The sequence below is a fragment of the Brucella sp. GW823-FHT04E01 genome (assembly GCF_058796175.1).
In genome coordinates this window covers 70087-85731 of record NZ_JBXAIK010000001.1, presented here as the reverse complement: position 1 = coordinate 85731, position 15645 = coordinate 70087, and the positions used below count along the sequence as shown (strand labels likewise).

The window sequence follows — 15645 nt, the reverse complement described above, 5'->3', positions numbered from 1 at the left end:
ATCCACTAAAATTAAAATTCGAACTGCGGAACGCGCTCGAATCCCGGCAGTGGACGAACCGCAGTGTTGAACACACCGCGTCCCGATGCAACACCATTTTCTTTAACGTAAATCCGCGCAACTCCGGCGTTCCCCCGGCCTTCAACGGCAACGAGGCGTCCGCCGTCTTTCAACTGGCTGAGAAGTGCGTCCGGAACGAAATCGACAGCGCCTTCAATGACGATCACATCGTAAGGCGCTTCCGACGGATAGCCTGCCTGCAGTTCGCCTGAAACGATCACAACATTGTCATAGCCGAATTCAGCGAGACGGGCAGTCGCAGCAGCCGACAATACGGAATCACTTTCCAGACCGATCACCGAGCCAGCAAGCTTGGAGAGGATGGCTGCCGAATATCCGGTGCCGCAGCCGACATCGAGAACCACGTCGGTGTTCTTGATACGGGCGAGCTGCACGAGCTTGGCGAATGGCGAAGGTTCCATAAGGTAGCGAGGCTGCTTGCCTTCGCTTTCCAGAAGCTGGTCTTCATCGATATAGGCGAGAACCTGACGGGCTGCGGGAACAAAAGCCTCGCGCGGAACGGTCAGGAAAGCATCGATAACCGCCAGATCGGTTACGTCCGTCGTACGGATCTGGTTGTCAACCATCTTTGTGCGAAGATCCTGGAAATCGGCTGCCATAGCCCTAAACCCTTCCTTGTCGCGGAATGCGATGTTTCATGCCATTGGAGCGCCGTGCATCCTTTTGGACGCACAAAGAGCACCATAAACGAGATTTGCCGTTGATGTGGCAAAAATCGGGGGTCCAGTCAATGAAACACAGCATTTGCGGCATTTATGCTCACTGATACCCACTACAGTTGTCGGCATCTGGATATGAAGATGCCGGAAAGCTTTCCGCGCCCCGGCATCTCGGCGCCCGTTTTGACACACAGCCTGCCCGAAACCGTTTTACGCTTTTCGGGATGGGCTCTACCGTTCGCAGCACTTTGAAACAAGCGCCCCTCAAATCACATTATTGAGCGTTCGATGCCGGATAACCGGCCTCAGCCAGTGCGGAAAGAACGGCATCCTGCGAAACCTTGCCGCCGAATTCGACCTCTTTCTTGTCGAGATCGATTTCAATTGGTGCGATGGCATCGAGCTTGCGCAGTGCGACGGTAACGCTATCGGCGCAACCGCCGCACTTCATCTTGGGAATGGAAAACTTCATCAACTCAGTCACTCCTTTCAGGACTGAACATAAGATGGGGCTTCCCATCGTGGTAAGGTCAAGGGCTATACTGCCATTCTTCTTATGGCGCTTCGCAGGTCTCCGGCACGCTCTTTTCCAGTTCAAGGGGTGACTTGGTCAAAGACCCTGTCATGATCTGCATCGGCTTGAACGGCGGCTCTTCCTGCATGGCCGGATTTGTGAGGTGAATCGTGTAGCAGCCTGTAAAGACTTCCTTCTTGCCATCCGCCGTTTCGGCTTCGATGGCCAGTGGCTGGCTCCAGTAGATCTGTCCGGCGCCTGGATCGGGATCAGTCTTGCGCAGCGCGACTTTCACGCTCTTGGTATTCTCATAGCCTTTTACAAAGGTCTTGAAATCCGGCTCACGCCCTTCCTCGGAATAATAACCGTAGGCTCGGGTATATTCCTTGCGATTGATCGCATTGTAATAGGATTCGATCAGGGCCTGTGGCGTCGAGCGATCGTCGCGATAATCCGGAACTGTCACGCCTCCGGCAGCATCCTGCGTCTGCTCGGAAGGCTTGGTTTCCTCCACAGGCTTGGAAGCGTTGTCATGCTTTTCCTGAACGTTTCTCGGCGTTTCTTCGGGCGCAGCCTTCGGCGGATTTTGCGCAAAAGCGCTGTCAGCCGAAATACCTGCAAGCCCCGTGCCCAGAAGGCCGATTACAGCAGCCAGCATCAGAGGTTTCATCCGGTCATTCGACATTCGCTTCTCCTCTTTCTAGCAAAGTTTTTGCGGAACGCGTCGAGGGCGCTCCCGATTTGGTGTATTGCAGTAATGATGTTACAACACTAACTATAGTGAAAACGTGGCAGGCGCAGAGGAAACTCAGCCTGTTGCGACATGATTGGACGATTCTCCGTCCATATGCCAGCACGATACCGGAAGAGAGAAAATGGGCCGTTTCGCAGTCATGACGCTAACTGACAAGGCAGCTGATCGCGTTCGCGAGATCATCGCATCGCGGGACGGCGCTCTTGGTATCCGGGTGGGTGTGAAAAAAGGCGGCTGTGCCGGAATGGAATACACCATCGATCTCGTCACGGAAGCCAAGGCAGGCGACGATGTGATCGAGAAAGATGACGCGAGAGTCTTCATCGCGCCTGAAGCCGTTCTTTTCCTGCTCGGCACCCAGATGGATTTTGAAGTAACGACGCTGCGGACGGGTTTTGTCTTCAACAACCCGAACCAGACATCAGCTTGCGGCTGCGGCGAATCCGTCGAAATCAAAGCGGCCTCCCCGGAAAGCCTCCGCCAGATGCAGGGCGCAGCCTAACTCAAGACAAGGTCCGTCAGCTAATGGATGACGAAGCTCTTCGCGATCTGTTGCAGGACTTCGGCCCCATCAGCATCCGCCGCATGTTTGGCGGCAAGGGCATTTATCATCAGGGCCTGATCTTTGCACTCGTCGTTCGCGACGAGTTGCTCTTCAAGGCTGACGAAGTAACCATCCCGGATTTCATTGACGCAGGCGCCACCCAATGGACCTATGAAGGTCGCAAGGGCGGTGATCCAATCGCCATGCCTTACTGGAGCGTGCCAAGTGAAGCTTTCGACGATCCGGAAGTGATGACGCATTGGGCGCGCCTTGCCTATGATGCAGCGCTACGAAGCGAAAAAACCAGGTCCAAAAAGAAATCGGCTGCGAAGCGCTAGCCTCGCAGCCGATTGATTCATTTCTTTACTGCTTCGGTCAGATTCCGGTCGGAATCAGCATGAAGGCCGGAATGTCGCTGCCGAAACCAACAGGCGTCGGGCCGTCATCGTCACGATCGCGACGGCGTTTCTGTTCGTGCTGCGGCTTGCCGCGGCGTTCGTCATTGGAAGCGCGGATCGCATCACAGCGCTCACTGGCTTCGATGACTGGTTGCGGCTGTTCGGCAAGATCGAGAACTTCGGCAGGCTTCGCCTTTGCCTTGTCTTTCGGCTTGTCCTTGCCCTTGGCATCCTTGCCTTTGCCGCGTGCATTCTTGCTCTTGCGCGGATCGTCTGCCTCATCAGAGGCTGGCAGGGTGGACAGATCACCATCGAGCCATTCGATCTTCTCGCCGATCATGTTTTCGATGGCTGCAAGATATTTTGTATCGGAAGGCGTCACAATGGTGAATGCCTTGCCAGAACGCCCCGCGCGACCGGTGCGGCCGATGCGGTGAACATAGTCTTCCGAGTGAATCGGAACGTCGAAATTGAAAACGTGGCTCACATCGGGAATGTCGAGACCGCGCGCGGCAACATCGGAAGCCACCAGCAGCTGCAGTTTGCCTTCCTTGAAGTTCGCCAACATGGTCATGCGCGCGCGCTGATCCATATCGCCATGCAAGGCACCAGCGTTGAACTCGTGTCGTGTCAGCGAGCGGAACAGTTCGGATACGTCTTTCTTGCGATTACAGAAGATGATCGCGTTCTTGAGCGTATCGCCTTCCGCACGGACGAGATCGCGCAGAACCGCGCGCTTGTCCCAATCCTTCTTGCTGGATTTCACCAGGCGTTGGGTCACGGTTTTGGCCGTAGACGAAGCCTTTGCAACTTCAACGCGCGTTGGCGAATGCAGGAACTGTTCGGTCAGCTTGGTGATTTCCGGCGGCATGGTGGCCGAGAAGAACAGGGTCTGACGCGTAAACGGAATGAGCTTGCAGATGCGTTCGATGTCCGGGATGAAGCCCATATCGAGCATACGGTCTGCTTCGTCGATGACGAGAATTTCAACACCGGTCAGGAGCAGCTTGCCACGCTCGAAATGATCGAGCAGGCGACCGGGTGTCGCGATGAGAACATCGGCACCGCGTTCCAGCTTGCGCTCCTGTTCATCGAACGACACGCCGCCAATCAGAAGGGCCACGTTCAGCCGATGATTGACGCCGTATTTGGTGAAGTTCTCCTCGACCTGCGCTGCGAGTTCGCGGGTCGGCTCCAGAATGAGCGTACGCGGCATGCGCGCCCGCGCCCGACCCTTTTCCAGAAGCGTGAGCATCGGAAGCACGAAAGACGCGGTCTTTCCGGTTCCCGTCTGCGCGATACCGAGAACGTCCTTGCGTTCAAGGGCTGGAGGAATGGCTCCTGCCTGAATGGGTGTGGGCGCAGAATATCCCGCCGCTTCTACAGCAGCGAGCACTTTCGGGGAAAGACCGAGTTCGGCAAATGTCGTCAATGGAGGCGCAGCTCTCTTGGTTTGGAAATGATTTCCACCCATCCTGTCATTGCAGCCGCGTCATCGGGCGCAGGAACGAAGGCAGAATAAGGCGTCTGCAACGCAATATGCGTTTTCTTGCAGCATCGCGTACGTCCACAGCGTGCAAAAGTCAACCAAAATACCATCGAAAGATATCAAATTGCTTCAATTGTGTTGCGACAATCGAAATCAATGCGGAACTTGAACAAATTTACTCAAATTATCAAAAGCCAAAGAGCATTTGCGTAGCTGAATTACGCGCCACTTATACGCTGAAACTAATGCCTGAACTGTTCTGTCAGGATGCGCTCGTCCCAGGAATGATTTCGATCAAAGAGGATGGCCACCTGGCTGTTCGGTGCTTCCCGCACGGTAACAGCCCTGACCGATTTGACCTCATTATTGTCCGCGACCGCATTGACCGGGCGTTTTTCGGTTTCCAACAAATCCATGCGAACGGTTACGTGCTTCGGCAATAGCGCCCCACCCCAACGGCGCGGACGGAAGGGACTCACCGGGGTGAGCGCCAGAAGCGGCGCTTCAAGCGGAAGAATGGGGCCTTGTGCTGAAAGATTGTAGGCGGTGGAACCTGCAGGCGTCGCGACCATCACACCATCGCAGACGAGTTCGTCCAGACGCACCTTGCCGTCAATCGTTATCCGAACCTTCGCAGCCTGATAGGACTGACGAAAAAGGGAAACTTCGTTGATCGCCAAAGCCTCGAATGATTGGCCGGATTCTGTTTCGGCGACCATGACAAGCGGGCGAATGGTTTCCATCTGCGCGGCCAGAATGCGCTCCGGCAGGTCATCCACGCTGAACTCGTTCATCAGGAAGCCGACAGAGCCGCGATTCATGCCATAGATCGGCGTACCGCTGTTCATGAAATCGCGAAGCGCCTGAAGCATGGTTCCATCGCCGCCAAGTGCAACGATGATATCGGCATCTTCAGCAGCCACATGACCGTAGCGGGCAACGAGTTCTTTTTGGGCGACAAGTGATTCTTCGGTTCCCGACGACAGAAAATGCAGCGCGAGCGATTTATCTTCCATATTTACAGTCCCGAATCTGGCCAACTCTGACAAGTTTGCCACTGTTTCCCCAACCCGCTATTGGCTATCACATGAAAAACCCGGTTGCCATGACCTGCTAGCGATGAATTTTCGTTTTACACGCGCTGCATTTGTGCTAATCGGGCGCAAGTGCCCTTATAGCTCAGTTGGTAGAGCACCTGATTTGTAATCAGGGGGTCGGGAGTTCGAGTCTCTCTGGGGGCACCAAATATCCTCACATTTTGGGGATAATTTATGAGTTATAACAATCGCTTATTGCGTCGTTTCACTTACATAATCCCCTCATCTGTAGGCCCAAATGGGGCATTGATTCCATTTAACAATCCCATTTCTTTTCCCTCACCTTTTCAGCCTGAACTTGCACATCTAGACGTGAGCGATTCAACACCATTTCGAAAGTCTGTTGACTCTCCATTCTCATCGTGAACGTAATAGGAACATCTGAGGGCAACCCGATAAACTCACAGGCATGCTTGGTGGCTTATGTGTCTGCTTCGCTGGAGCCGAGCAATGAATGCAGTTGCGCATGACCTGCAAAACGAAATCGCCCTGGCACTCTCGTACTACCAGGGCGACACGCGAGCTGCGATAAAAGCCATTGCTGGAAGGTCGCAGTTCCTGTCGAATCAAATCGCAATTGCATGCATGGCTGCCGGCCACAGATATACACGAGGCTGGAATAGTAGCCTCTGTTAACTCGGCGATAAGCGTCTCACATGAAGAACAGCAGCAAATTCAAGAATTTATCTACTTGTGGTTGCAGTTATCCGAATGATTGTACAGTCAATTCGTAGAGAAACTTGGAAAAGTTCATATAGACACCCCATATTATGCAGGCGTGGACAACCCAAATCACCTCGGCATTTTTTGGAACACCGACAGTCTGTTTAGGAGAATGTTTGATCAACTAGACTTGACAAACGTGGTCGAGTTGGCTTGCGGACACGGGCGCCATACCGCACAGATAGTGAACAGGGCCGGACGCATTACTGTCATTGATATTAATAAGGAAAACATTGATGTTTGCCGCAAACGGTTTTCCCAGAACTCTAATGTCTTTTACTCTGTAAACAACGGTGTAGACCTTCGCGAAATAAAAACAGAAACCGTCACCGCCCTATTTTGTTACGACGCTATGGTTCACTTTGAAGCCAGCGACGTGATTGGATACTTAAGTGAAATTGCACGCATTATGCGCCCTGGAGGACGGGCTCTTTTGCACTACTCGAATTGTGAAGATTTTCCCGAAGGGACATATGAAGATGAACCGCATTGGCGCAATTTTTTCTCTGAAAAGTTGATGCGACACTTTGCAAACCGTGCAGGATTTAGGCTGATTGATACCCAAATTACCCCTTGGCCCCCGACCGCGGTAACACAACCACGAATTGATGCAGTGACACTTTTAGAGAAATCACAACCATAACTATCACGGGTGAGTATCCACATCATCGTTCTTTGCGGGGTTTTTTTCAAACCTACTTCGCGACTAACAATTAGTAGGCTCGATATTCACCAAATAGATCAGTTCCCACCTGAACCAGACCAGAGTTCGTGATCGGAAGAGGGTTATTGGCGTCCGGGCAGATTTATCGCGTGCGGAAAGACTACTCTGTCATTGCCGCGTTGACCTGATCGTGATCAGCCTCGGCCTCTGCCCCCGGAGAGTAATGGACAGAACCTCCATAACTAACGGTTCTTGCGTTGGAGCAACATTAGCAGCAATCGGGTTATAGACCCGCAATCGTCTTTCATCAAATTTCGAAACCGTGCGCGGTGCCTACCCCCTTGGCTGTGAAAGCCACAGGACTAAAAGCCTCCTAAGCATAACGGGCCAAGGAATCACACAGATTTGGCCCGACAATCTGTTTGTTGGCCAATTGGGATCAGCGCCCGCATCACGATAATGTCTTCCTATAAATACTAGATCGTTTTGACCGTCGGTCGGATCGACATGGGCATAATCACAGGATGTTCAGCGTGTTAGGAGAGTTGACCGCCGGAACGGGAACCGGCATCGATCCAATTCGTTCATTTCGACGGCGGGTGCAAAACTAACAATGGATAGGTGCCATGTACAAATTTTCGGCAATGGCAGCGGCGATGGTGATTATGTCGGCTTTTGTTTCAGCCGTTCCCGCACAGGCCCAAAGTATTGAGATCGGTCCTAATGGTATTCAAGTCAACCCGGACAGCGACCGCCGGGTTATTCCTGATCGTCGTTCAGAACGGGATGAAATCAGTGAACGCCGGGCTGCGAGGATTGCACGTAGCGAGGGAATGGATGAAGTCGAAAGCGTTTCACGACGCAGAGGCGCGTATATTGTCCGAGGAATAGACCGTCGAGACAACGATATGCGTGTAGTTATTGATCGTCGCACCGGAGAAGTGCTTGAAGTGCGCTAGTCCAACGTTACCGTGCTGTCGGGCGCAATTTGATCCGTCTTGATCCACCGGGCTCTCCTCCCGAAGTCGTGTCGCGATTTCGGGAGGAAAACGCACACTACCAGTTGCGTACGCAATAGCCACGCGGTGTCAGATGATATCCGCGAGCGCAGACCTTATGGACAGGGCGGTTTCGCACACAAACGCCATTTCTGTTCAAGTGCCAGCCACGGGCGCAACGTGCTCTGGCCCGATTGGGAACACAGCGTCCATAGCGATTCATGTGCCAGCCAGGCCCACACCGCCACCCGACCTGCTCCGCAAGACTACCGGCATCATGCGTATTCGTGGGTTGTGGCATTGGCAAAGCGAATGACGGCGCCGAAAAAGACATGATACCACCGAAAACAAGAAGAGCAGTTAGGCTGCTTCTGACTGACATCGTTACATCCTCCATAGTCAGCACTCCCGCCTCATTGAAAATAGGCGCTGGCGATTGAATGGAAGATGAATGATAAAATTTTCGTCTAGGTGTCCACGAAATAAAAATGCGGCTCAAGAGCCGCATTTTGTTTGCTTCGATCAGATTTCAGTACCAGCCGACAGCCACCTGGGCCTCTTCGGACATACGGTCCGGCGTCCAAGGTGGATCGAATGTCATCGTGACTTCCACCATGGAAACACCCTCAACGGCGCTGACTGCGTTCTCAACCCAGCCCGGCATCTCGCCTGCCACAGGGCAGCCGGGAGCAGTTAGAGTCATTTCGATTTTCACGGTGCGATCATCTTCGATATCGATCTTGTAGACGAGACCGAGTTCGTAGATGTCGGCTGGAATCTCGGGATCATAAACCGTCTTCAAGGCCGCGATGATGTCGTCCGTCATACGCAGGAGGTCTTCCTGCGGGATGGCAGAAGCGGAAAACACCGAATTGCCTTCGGCTTTTTCTCCACCCTCGACAGGCGCGGTATCGGCTTTGTCCTGAACTTTCTGTTCCATATCGGTCATCCGAAAAACTTCCTTGCCTTTTCCAAGGCTTCCGCCAATGCATCCACTTCAGCACGGGTATTATACAGGGCGAAGGATGCACGGCATGTAGAGGTAACGCCGAAGCGTTTCAAGAGCGGCTGCGCGCAATGTGTTCCGGCACGGACCGCAACCCCTGCCCGATCGATCACCATCGAAACGTCGTGCGCATGAATTCCCTCCAGCGCAAACGAGATGATGGCTCCCTTGTCCGGCGCATTGCCGAAAATGCGCAATGAGTTGATCCGGCCGAGCTGCTCGTGAGCATAATCGCGCAGGTCTTCCTCATGGGCGAGGATCGCATGACGACCGATCTTCTCCATATATTCAAGCGCGGCGCCAAGACCGATGGCCTGAACGATAGGCGGCGTACCCGCTTCAAAACGATGGGGCGGATGGTTATAGGTGACGTTTTCTTCCGTCACTTCCTCAATCATTTCGCCGCCGCCCTGGAAAGGACGCATCTTCTCAAGCATTTCCGAACGGCCATAAAGGACGCCTATGCCAGATGGTCCGTAAACCTTGTGGCCGGTAAAGACATACCAGTCGCAGCCGAGATCCTGCACGTCGACAGGCAGGTGCACAGCGCCCTGGCTGCCATCGACCAGAACCGGAATACCACGCGCATGGGCAAGCTCGACGATCTTCTTGATCGGCGTCACCGTTCCAAGCGCATTCGACATATGCGTGATTGCGACAAGCTTGGTTCGCTCCGTCAGACGCTTTTCGAATTCCTCGATATGGAAGATGCCTTCATCGTCCACCGGCGTGAAGACCAGCTTTGCGCCCTGTCTTTCACGAATGAAATGCCATGGCACAATATTGGAGTGATGCTCCATGATCGACAGAAGGATTTCATCGCCTTCGCCGATATTCGGCATGCCATAACCATAGGCGACCGTGTTGATCGCTTCGGTCGCGTTCTTCGTAAAGACAATTTCGTCCACAGAACCGGCGTTCAGAAAGCGCCGTACCGTCTCACGCGACTTTTCATAGGCATCCGTTGCCGCATTTGACAAAAAATGCAGGCCGCGATGAACATTGGCATATTCGTTGGAATAGGCGTGCGTTACAGCGTCGATGACGCTCTGAGGCTTTTGCGCCGATGCGCCATTGTCGAGATAGATCAGCGGCTTGCCGTGCACTTCTCTCGAAAGGATCGGAAAGTCGCGACGGATCGCCTCGACGTCATAGCGCGCTACAAGCGGATTCTTCTGGTCCATGATCGTTCCTCTTGCCGTTTCGGCAGGAAAAGGCAGAGCGTGCATCTGCACACTCTGCCTCAATCAATCAGGCGTGGGTGGCGAGCCAGTTGGACAGCACTTCTTCCAGTGCCTCAACCAGCGTTTCGTCTTCCAGCTCTTCGATAATCTCGGCGATGAACGCCTTGATCAGCAGGCCACGTGCCTCGTTTTCGGGTATGCCGCGTGCCATCAGATAAAACAGATAGTCCCTCGACAATTCGGCAACCGTCGCACCATGGCCACACGCCACGTCATCGGCAAAGATTTCGAGTTCAGGCTTGGCATCGAACTCGCCTTCATCCGAAAGCAGCAGCGTGTTGCAGGCCATGCGGGCATCGGTCTTCTGGGCGATCTGTGCAACGCGGATCATGCCCTGGAAAACGCCACGCGCACGGTCCTTGACCACGTTGCGAATGATCTGGGTCGAACGCGTGTTTTCCACCAGATGGCCGACCGTCATGGTGACATCGGTGTGCGTGTCGTCAGCCAGAAGATTGAGACCGCGAAGCTCGAAGTCGGAATCCTCACCCGTCACATTGACGTGCACTTCCTGACGAACCAGCTTGCCGCCCGCATTGACGATATAGAGCGTGAGCTTGGAGCCCTTGCCAATCGTCGCATTGAACTGCGAAAGCTGCGTTGCCTGACCGAAATCACGCAGGATGATCCAGAGAATTTCAGCGCCGTCGCCAACGGTCACATGGTTGACAGAGGTGGAGAAGGCATCGCCTTCGCCGCCGTTCTGGCGTTCCACGATGGTGCCCTTGACATTTGCACCGATGCGGACAGGAAAACGAGTGTGTCCCTGTCCGGCCTTCTGGATGTTCTGAAGCTCCAATGGCGCTTCCAGTTCGGTGTCATCGGCGATGGAAACCATCCAGCCATCGCTGACATAGGCAGCGTTGATCTGGCCGATCGTATCGTCGAAGCCGCGCGACCGAAGCTGGGTGACGAGCGAGCCGTCGGCCAACGCCTCGCGAACCGGGGTCAGCGACACACCTTCAGGCGCTTTCGCGGCAAGAGCCACGCCATTGCTTGTGGCAGCGATGGACGAACCGGCGATGAGCGCAGGCAATGCCTGTGTTCCGGCAGCGGCATCGAATGGCGCCACGCCCTTCAGAAGCGTACGGAAATCCGTGTAATGCCAGCTTTCGACGCGGCGGGACGGAATGCCGTTCTCCTTGAGAGTTTCAAGCGCCGCATCACGTGCAACGACAACATCGCCATTGCCCGGCAGGTCGCCCATGCGGTCGGCAAAACTGTCGATCAGCGCGCTTTCAGCGGGCGTTCGCGGTTTGGTAGCCGGGGCGGTCTGGATATTCATGATCCATCCCTCCTCAGGCAGCTTCGCCGATTACGTCGGCATAACCATTTTCTTCAAGGTGCAGCGCAAGGTTCTTGTCACCAGACTTGATGACCTGGCCCTTGTAAAGCACGTGCACGCTATCCGGAATGATATGTTCGAGCAGACGCTGATAGTGCGTGATGACGATCACGGCGCGGTCCGGCGAACGCAGGGCATTCACGCCTTCCGAAACGATCTTCAGCGCGTCGATGTCGAGGCCGGAGTCGGTTTCGTCGAGGACGCAGAGGCTCGGCTCCAGAAGCTGCATCTGAAGAATTTCAGCACGCTTCTTCTCGCCGCCAGAAAAGCCGACATTAAGCGGACGCTTCAGCATGTCCATGTCGATGCTGAGCTTGCCAGCAGCGTCCTTCACGCGCTTGATGAATTCCGGGATCTTCAGTTCCGGTTCGCCACGCGCCTTGCGCTGGCTGTTCATCGCAACCTTCAGGAATTCCATCGTGGCAACGCCCGGAATTTCCATCGGATACTGGAATGCGAGGAAGATGCCCTTGGCGGCGCGTTCAGCGGGATCGAATTCGAGGATCGACTCGCCGTTGTAGAGAATGTCGCCTTCCGTCACTTCATAGTCTTCGCGACCGGCGAGGATATAGGAAAGCGTGGACTTGCCCGAACCGTTCGGACCCATGATCGCAGCAACTTCACCCTTGTTCACGGTGAGGTTCAGGCCACGGATGATCTCGGTATCCGTGTCGGCGATCTTTGCATGGAGGTTCTTGATCTCAAGCATGAATGTAAACCTTGTTCTAATGCCAGGAAAAGGCTGGCCAGAAAAATCACTGGGAAAGAGGCGATCGGTTAGCCGACACTACCTTCAAGCGAGATGCCGATAAGCTTCTGGGCTTCGACGGCGAATTCCATCGGCAGTTCCTGAATGACTTCCTTCACGAAGCCATTGACGATGAGAGCGATTGCCTCCTCTTCCGGAATGCCGCGCTGCATCACATAGAACAGCTGGTCTTCCGAAATCTTGGAGGTGGTTGCCTCGTGTTCGAACTGCGCCGTGGCGTTTTTCGCCTCGATATACGGCACCGTATGCGCGCCACAATCGTTACCGATCAGGAGCGAGTCGCACTGGGTGAAGTTGCGGGCGTTTTCAGCCTTGCGATGGGCGGAAACCTGTCCGCGATAGGTGTTGTTCGACTTACCGGCCGAAATACCCTTTGAAATGATGCGGCTCGACGTGTTCTTGCCGAGGTGCAGCATCTTGGTGCCCGAGTCGATCTGCTGATGGCCATTCGAAACAGCGATTGAATAGAACTCGCCGCGCGAATTATCGCCACGCAGAATGCAGGACGGGTATTTCCACGTGATCGCAGAGCCGGTTTCAACCTGCGTCCACGAAATCTTGGAATTATCGCCACGGCAATCGCCACGCTTCGTAACGAAGTTGTAGATGCCGCCCTTGCCGTCCTTGTCGCCAGGGAACCAGTTCTGGACCGTCGAATATTTGATTTCGGCGTTTTCCATCGCAATCAGCTCAACGACAGCTGCGTGCAGCTGATTTTCATCGCGCTGCGGTGCGGTGCAACCTTCCAGATAGGAAACATACGCGCCTTCATCAGCGATGATGAGCGTACGTTCGAATTGGCCGGTGTTCTTTTCGTTGATGCGGAAATAGGTCGAAAGTTCCATCGGGCAGCGAACGCCCTTCGGAACGTAAACAAACGAACCATCCGTGAAGACAGCCGAATTCAGCGTCGCGTAATAGTTGTCCGAAACAGGAACCACAGAAGCCAGATACTTCTGCACCAGTTCGGGATGTTCGCGGATCGCTTCCGAAATCGAACAGAAGATTACGCCCGCTTTGGCGAGTTCTTCCTTGAAGGTCGTAACCACCGACACACTGTCGAACACGGCATCAACAGCAACGCGGCCGGACGCATAGACATTGTCGGAAGGATTGCCATCGATTTCGCTCGGCTCGCCCTGCTTGCGAACGCCAGCAAGGATTTCCTGCTCGCGCAGCGGAATGCCAAGCTTTTCGTAGGTCTTCAACAGCTCCGGGTCAACTTCATCGAGCGACTTCGGGCCGGACTGGTTTTTCGGCGCCGCATAATAATATGCGTCCTGGAAATCGATCTTCGGATAATCGACGCGAGCCCATGTCGGCTCTTCCATGGTAAGCCAGCGTTCATAGGCTTTCAGACGCCATTCCAGCATCCATTCCGGCTCGTTCTTCTTGGCGGAAATGAAGCGAATGATATCTTCGTTCAGGCCCTTGGGGGCCTTCTCGGCTTCGATCGTCGTCTCGAAGCCATACTTGTACTGGTCCACGTCAAGGCCGCGGACCTGGTCAATGGTCTCCTGCACTGCAGGCATTGGCGTTCTCCATCCTCGTCGGGGTCAAGGCCCGACAGTTGCAAACGTCAAGGTGATATGTCTTGAACAATACCGCCTCAATATAGTGTGCGTGGCCCTTCTTTAAAACCTCTCTAAACTGAATTTCAAGCACCGGGTTCAAATTTGCCCCTAAAAATGCCGATTAAAACGATCAACTTAATGAAACAGTCCGATGAAACGGCGATCGCAGACGACACATCCCGGCTTTGACGCCTTGATTTTCTTTGAAGAATTGGAATTTCCGGGCAGCCTATCAGAATCATGCCCGCCCTTGCCTTGTGCATGTAGGAACATAGATAGCCAAAGGAAAGGGAGACCATAATGAACACCCAAAATCTGCAGGACTATGTAAAGTTTCTCGAACAACAGGTGAACGACGAAGGCCGCACCATCAATCAGCTGAAGTTTTTTCAGGACGCCCACGACAAGTTCAACATTTCAAATGCCAGCGCTTCCGACGATATCGCCGCTGATATCGCCAAGCGGGAAGAATTTAAAACGCGCTACGAGGGCTATATCGCCGCTGCAAAGCAGAAGCTCGGCCTCGATTTTTGAATCGCAATCACGCCTTCTTGGCGCGACGCTCGATAATTTTGCGGAACACGTCGAGAAACGCATCGACCTGATCGGGTGTGGCCGTTGGTTCGAGTGACACGCGGATCGCCCCGAGGCTGTCTCCATGTCCCATGGCCGACAGCACATGGCTGGGACCTACTTTCCCCGACGAGCAGGCCGAGCCTGCCGAAAGCGCAATCCCGCCGAGATCAAAGGCGATCTGTACGGTTTCCGCCTTTTGCTCCTCAAGGGAAAAGAAGGTCGTGTTCGGCAATCTGCCGACCGATTTGCCATAGATCACCGCATCCGGGGCGATCGCCTCCAACCCGACCTCCAGCCTGTCCCGCATCGCCGGGGACCAGCCCTCGCCGTCCAGTCGTGTCTTAGCGGTATCTGCCGCAGCACCGAAACCTGCGATCAGCGGCAGAGCTTCCGTTCCCGCTCTATGCCCCTTTTCCTGACCGCCGCCGCGAACAAGCGCGCGCGGCATCATGAGGTCGGAAATGGCGATAATTGCACCGACGCCTTTCGGGCCGCCAATCTTGTGCGAAGAAATTATGAGATAATCACCACAATTATCTGAAATATCTAATTTAATGCGTCCTGCCGCCTGGACTGCGTCGACGATATAAATGCCGCCCGCAGCCTTCACGATAGTGGCAATTTCCGCAATCGGCTGGATGATGCCGGTCTCATTGTTGGCGGCCTGTATGGCCACGAGTGGCAGCCCCTGGCTTTTGTCATGACCGGCAAGCGCAGTTTTCAGGGCATCGAGTTGTACAATGCCATTTCCATCAACCGGTAGAACGGTGACGTCCTGCGCTGCAAACTGCCCTCCAGACAGCATGCAAGGGTGTTCCGTATCACTCACGTAAAGATGTGACAGGCGGACCGGCGAACGTCCCATCATATAATTGGGTGTCAGCAGCGTCGACGCGGCTTCCGTTGCTCCCGACGTAAAGAAAACATGGTCTGGCCTGGCATTGACGAGCGCTGCAACGCTGCGGCGCGCTGCTTCGACGAGCGCACGCGCGGCGCGGCCTTCACGATGCACGGAAGATGGATTGCCGGTAATGCCGAGCGCATTGATAACCGCTTCGCGTGCTTCATCAAGCAACGGAGCACTGGCATTATAATCCAGATAGAGCCTCTTGCCGCTCCCGTTCACCGTACCTATCTCCTAAACAAAATTCTGGAAGCGCAATTTTCTTGAATTTTCAATCAAGAAAAGCCTATTAAGCCCCCATAGGAA

Annotated in this window: 17 protein-coding genes and 1 tRNA gene; 6 read left to right on the top strand and 12 right to left on the bottom strand. The window is 54.3% G+C overall.

The window, feature by feature from the left end:
• Positions 1-11 precede the first annotated feature (11 nt).
• From AC1RHM_RS00415 to AC1RHM_RS00405, 3 genes are all read right to left on the bottom strand, one after another.
• On the bottom strand, positions 12-680 hold the full coding sequence (locus AC1RHM_RS00415; protein ID WP_010661295.1) for a protein-L-isoaspartate O-methyltransferase family protein: 669 nt from the start codon (positions 678-680) through the stop codon (positions 12-14).
• Positions 681-1014: 334 nt separating this feature from the next.
• Positions 1015-1215 (bottom strand): heavy-metal-associated domain-containing protein, encoded by a 201-nt coding sequence (locus tag AC1RHM_RS00410; protein ID WP_105529034.1) that lies wholly within the window; start codon positions 1213-1215, stop codon positions 1015-1017.
• Between the two features lie 79 nt (positions 1216-1294).
• On the bottom strand, positions 1295-1939 hold the full coding sequence (locus tag AC1RHM_RS00405; protein ID WP_010661293.1) for a hypothetical protein: 645 nt from the start codon (positions 1937-1939) through the stop codon (positions 1295-1297).
• 190 nt (positions 1940-2129) lie between these two features.
• Here AC1RHM_RS00405 and sufA point away from each other — a divergent pair, with 190 nt between their 5' ends.
• Together sufA and AC1RHM_RS00395 are read left to right on the top strand one after the other, a co-directional pair.
• Complete coding sequence (sufA, locus tag AC1RHM_RS00400) at positions 2130-2510, top strand: Fe-S cluster assembly scaffold SufA (protein WP_010661292.1); 381 nt, start codon at positions 2130-2132, stop codon at positions 2508-2510.
• A 23-nt stretch (positions 2511-2533) separates the two neighbouring features.
• Complete coding sequence (locus AC1RHM_RS00395; protein ID WP_105529033.1) at positions 2534-2890, top strand: TfoX/Sxy family protein; 357 nt, start codon at positions 2534-2536, stop codon at positions 2888-2890.
• Positions 2891-2927: 37 nt separating this feature from the next.
• Here AC1RHM_RS00395 and AC1RHM_RS00390 read toward each other — a convergent pair whose 3' ends face one another.
• Both AC1RHM_RS00390 and AC1RHM_RS00385 read right to left on the bottom strand, forming a co-directional pair.
• Positions 2928-4382, bottom strand: coding sequence for a DEAD/DEAH box helicase (locus AC1RHM_RS00390; protein ID WP_492332336.1), 1455 nt, complete (start codon positions 4380-4382; stop codon positions 2928-2930).
• Positions 4383-4681: 299 nt separating this feature from the next.
• Positions 4682-5455, bottom strand: a complete 774-nt coding sequence (locus AC1RHM_RS00385; RefSeq protein ID WP_036583970.1) for an NAD kinase — start codon at positions 5453-5455, stop codon at positions 4682-4684.
• A 152-nt stretch (positions 5456-5607) separates the two neighbouring features.
• Between AC1RHM_RS00385 and AC1RHM_RS00380 the strand changes: the two genes are divergently transcribed.
• The 3 genes from AC1RHM_RS00380 to AC1RHM_RS00370 all read left to right on the top strand — a co-directional run bounded on the left by AC1RHM_RS00380 (position 5608) and on the right by AC1RHM_RS00370 (position 7882).
• A tRNA-Thr gene (locus tag AC1RHM_RS00380) sits at positions 5608-5683 on the top strand.
• A gap of 688 nt (positions 5684-6371) precedes the next feature.
• On the top strand, positions 6372-6902 hold the full coding sequence (locus AC1RHM_RS00375) for a class I SAM-dependent methyltransferase (protein WP_146113239.1): 531 nt from the start codon (positions 6372-6374) through the stop codon (positions 6900-6902).
• Positions 6903-7549: 647 nt separating this feature from the next.
• Complete coding sequence (locus AC1RHM_RS00370) at positions 7550-7882, top strand: PepSY domain-containing protein (protein WP_010661288.1); 333 nt, start codon at positions 7550-7552, stop codon at positions 7880-7882.
• A 97-nt stretch (positions 7883-7979) separates the two neighbouring features.
• Here the strand turns inward: AC1RHM_RS00370 and AC1RHM_RS00365 are convergent, their stop codons facing one another.
• The 6 genes from AC1RHM_RS00365 to sufB all read right to left on the bottom strand — a co-directional run bounded on the left by AC1RHM_RS00365 (position 7980) and on the right by sufB (position 13817).
• Entirely contained in the window at positions 7980-8222 is a 243-nt protein-coding gene (locus AC1RHM_RS00365; protein ID WP_376752910.1) for a GCG_CRPN prefix-to-repeats domain-containing protein, read from the bottom strand.
• Between the two features lie 228 nt (positions 8223-8450).
• The gene (locus AC1RHM_RS00360; protein WP_010661287.1) at positions 8451-8870 is read right to left on the bottom strand and encodes an SUF system Fe-S cluster assembly protein; all 420 of its coding nucleotides are present in this window, start codon (positions 8868-8870) and stop codon (positions 8451-8453) included.
• Positions 8867-10111 carry a cysteine desulfurase gene (locus AC1RHM_RS00355; RefSeq protein ID WP_012092130.1) on the bottom strand — a complete coding sequence of 415 codons (1245 nt, stop codon included), beginning with the start codon at positions 10109-10111 and terminating at the stop codon, positions 8867-8869. Before AC1RHM_RS00355 ends, AC1RHM_RS00360 begins: the two co-directional genes overlap by 4 nt.
• 67 nt (positions 10112-10178) lie before the next feature.
• On the bottom strand, positions 10179-11456 hold the full coding sequence (sufD, locus tag AC1RHM_RS00350) for a Fe-S cluster assembly protein SufD (protein ID WP_043062139.1): 1278 nt from the start codon (positions 11454-11456) through the stop codon (positions 10179-10181).
• A 13-nt stretch (positions 11457-11469) separates the two neighbouring features.
• On the bottom strand, positions 11470-12225 hold the full coding sequence (gene sufC, locus AC1RHM_RS00345) for a Fe-S cluster assembly ATPase SufC (protein WP_151577015.1): 756 nt from the start codon (positions 12223-12225) through the stop codon (positions 11470-11472).
• Between the two features lie 68 nt (positions 12226-12293).
• Positions 12294-13817: a Fe-S cluster assembly protein SufB gene (gene sufB, locus AC1RHM_RS00340; protein WP_012092133.1), complete on the bottom strand. Its 1524-nt coding sequence runs from the start codon at positions 13815-13817 to the stop codon at positions 12294-12296.
• A gap of 342 nt (positions 13818-14159) precedes the next feature.
• Between sufB and AC1RHM_RS00335 the strand changes: the two genes are divergently transcribed.
• Positions 14160-14393: a hypothetical protein gene (locus AC1RHM_RS00335; protein WP_029924926.1), complete on the top strand. Its 234-nt coding sequence runs from the start codon at positions 14160-14162 to the stop codon at positions 14391-14393.
• A gap of 7 nt (positions 14394-14400) precedes the next feature.
• On the opposite strand, the gene AC1RHM_RS00330 is transcribed toward AC1RHM_RS00335, so the two are convergent.
• Positions 14401-15561 carry a cysteine desulfurase family protein gene (locus tag AC1RHM_RS00330; RefSeq protein ID WP_105529029.1) on the bottom strand — a complete coding sequence of 387 codons (1161 nt, stop codon included), beginning with the start codon at positions 15559-15561 and terminating at the stop codon, positions 14401-14403.
• Between the last annotated feature and the right edge of the window lie 84 nt (positions 15562-15645).

Bases quoted from the DNA above. Each gene is read 5' to 3' on its own strand.
- AC1RHM_RS00405 (WP_010661293.1), bottom strand. From the start codon at position 1,939: ATGTCGAATGACCGGATGAAACCTCTGATGCTGGCTGCTGTAATCGGC.
- AC1RHM_RS00370 (WP_010661288.1), top strand. From the start codon at position 7,550: ATGTACAAATTTTCGGCAATGGCAGCGGCGATGGTGATTATGTCGGCT.
- AC1RHM_RS00355 (WP_012092130.1), bottom strand. From the start codon at position 10,111: ATGGACCAGAAGAATCCGCTTGTAGCGCGCTATGACGTCGAGGCGATC.
- sufC (WP_151577015.1), bottom strand. From the start codon at position 12,225: ATGCTTGAGATCAAGAACCTCCATGCAAAGATCGCCGACACGGATACC.
- AC1RHM_RS00415 (WP_010661295.1), bottom strand. From the start codon at position 680: ATGGCAGCCGATTTCCAGGATCTTCGCACAAAGATGGTTGACAACCAG.
- AC1RHM_RS00395 (WP_105529033.1), top strand. From the start codon at position 2,534: ATGGATGACGAAGCTCTTCGCGATCTGTTGCAGGACTTCGGCCCCATC.
- AC1RHM_RS00375 (WP_146113239.1), top strand. From the start codon at position 6,372: ATGTTTGATCAACTAGACTTGACAAACGTGGTCGAGTTGGCTTGCGGA.
- AC1RHM_RS00360 (WP_010661287.1), bottom strand. From the start codon at position 8,870: ATGACCGATATGGAACAGAAAGTTCAGGACAAAGCCGATACCGCGCCT.
- AC1RHM_RS00335 (WP_029924926.1), top strand. From the start codon at position 14,160: ATGAACACCCAAAATCTGCAGGACTATGTAAAGTTTCTCGAACAACAG.
- sufD (WP_043062139.1), bottom strand. From the start codon at position 11,456: ATGAATATCCAGACCGCCCCGGCTACCAAACCGCGAACGCCCGCTGAA.
- AC1RHM_RS00385 (WP_036583970.1), bottom strand. From the start codon at position 5,455: ATGGAAGATAAATCGCTCGCGCTGCATTTTCTGTCGTCGGGAACCGAA.
- sufA (WP_010661292.1), top strand. From the start codon at position 2,130: ATGGGCCGTTTCGCAGTCATGACGCTAACTGACAAGGCAGCTGATCGC.
- AC1RHM_RS00365 (WP_376752910.1), bottom strand. From the start codon at position 8,222: ATGCCACAACCCACGAATACGCATGATGCCGGTAGTCTTGCGGAGCAG.
- sufB (WP_012092133.1), bottom strand. From the start codon at position 13,817: ATGCCTGCAGTGCAGGAGACCATTGACCAGGTCCGCGGCCTTGACGTG.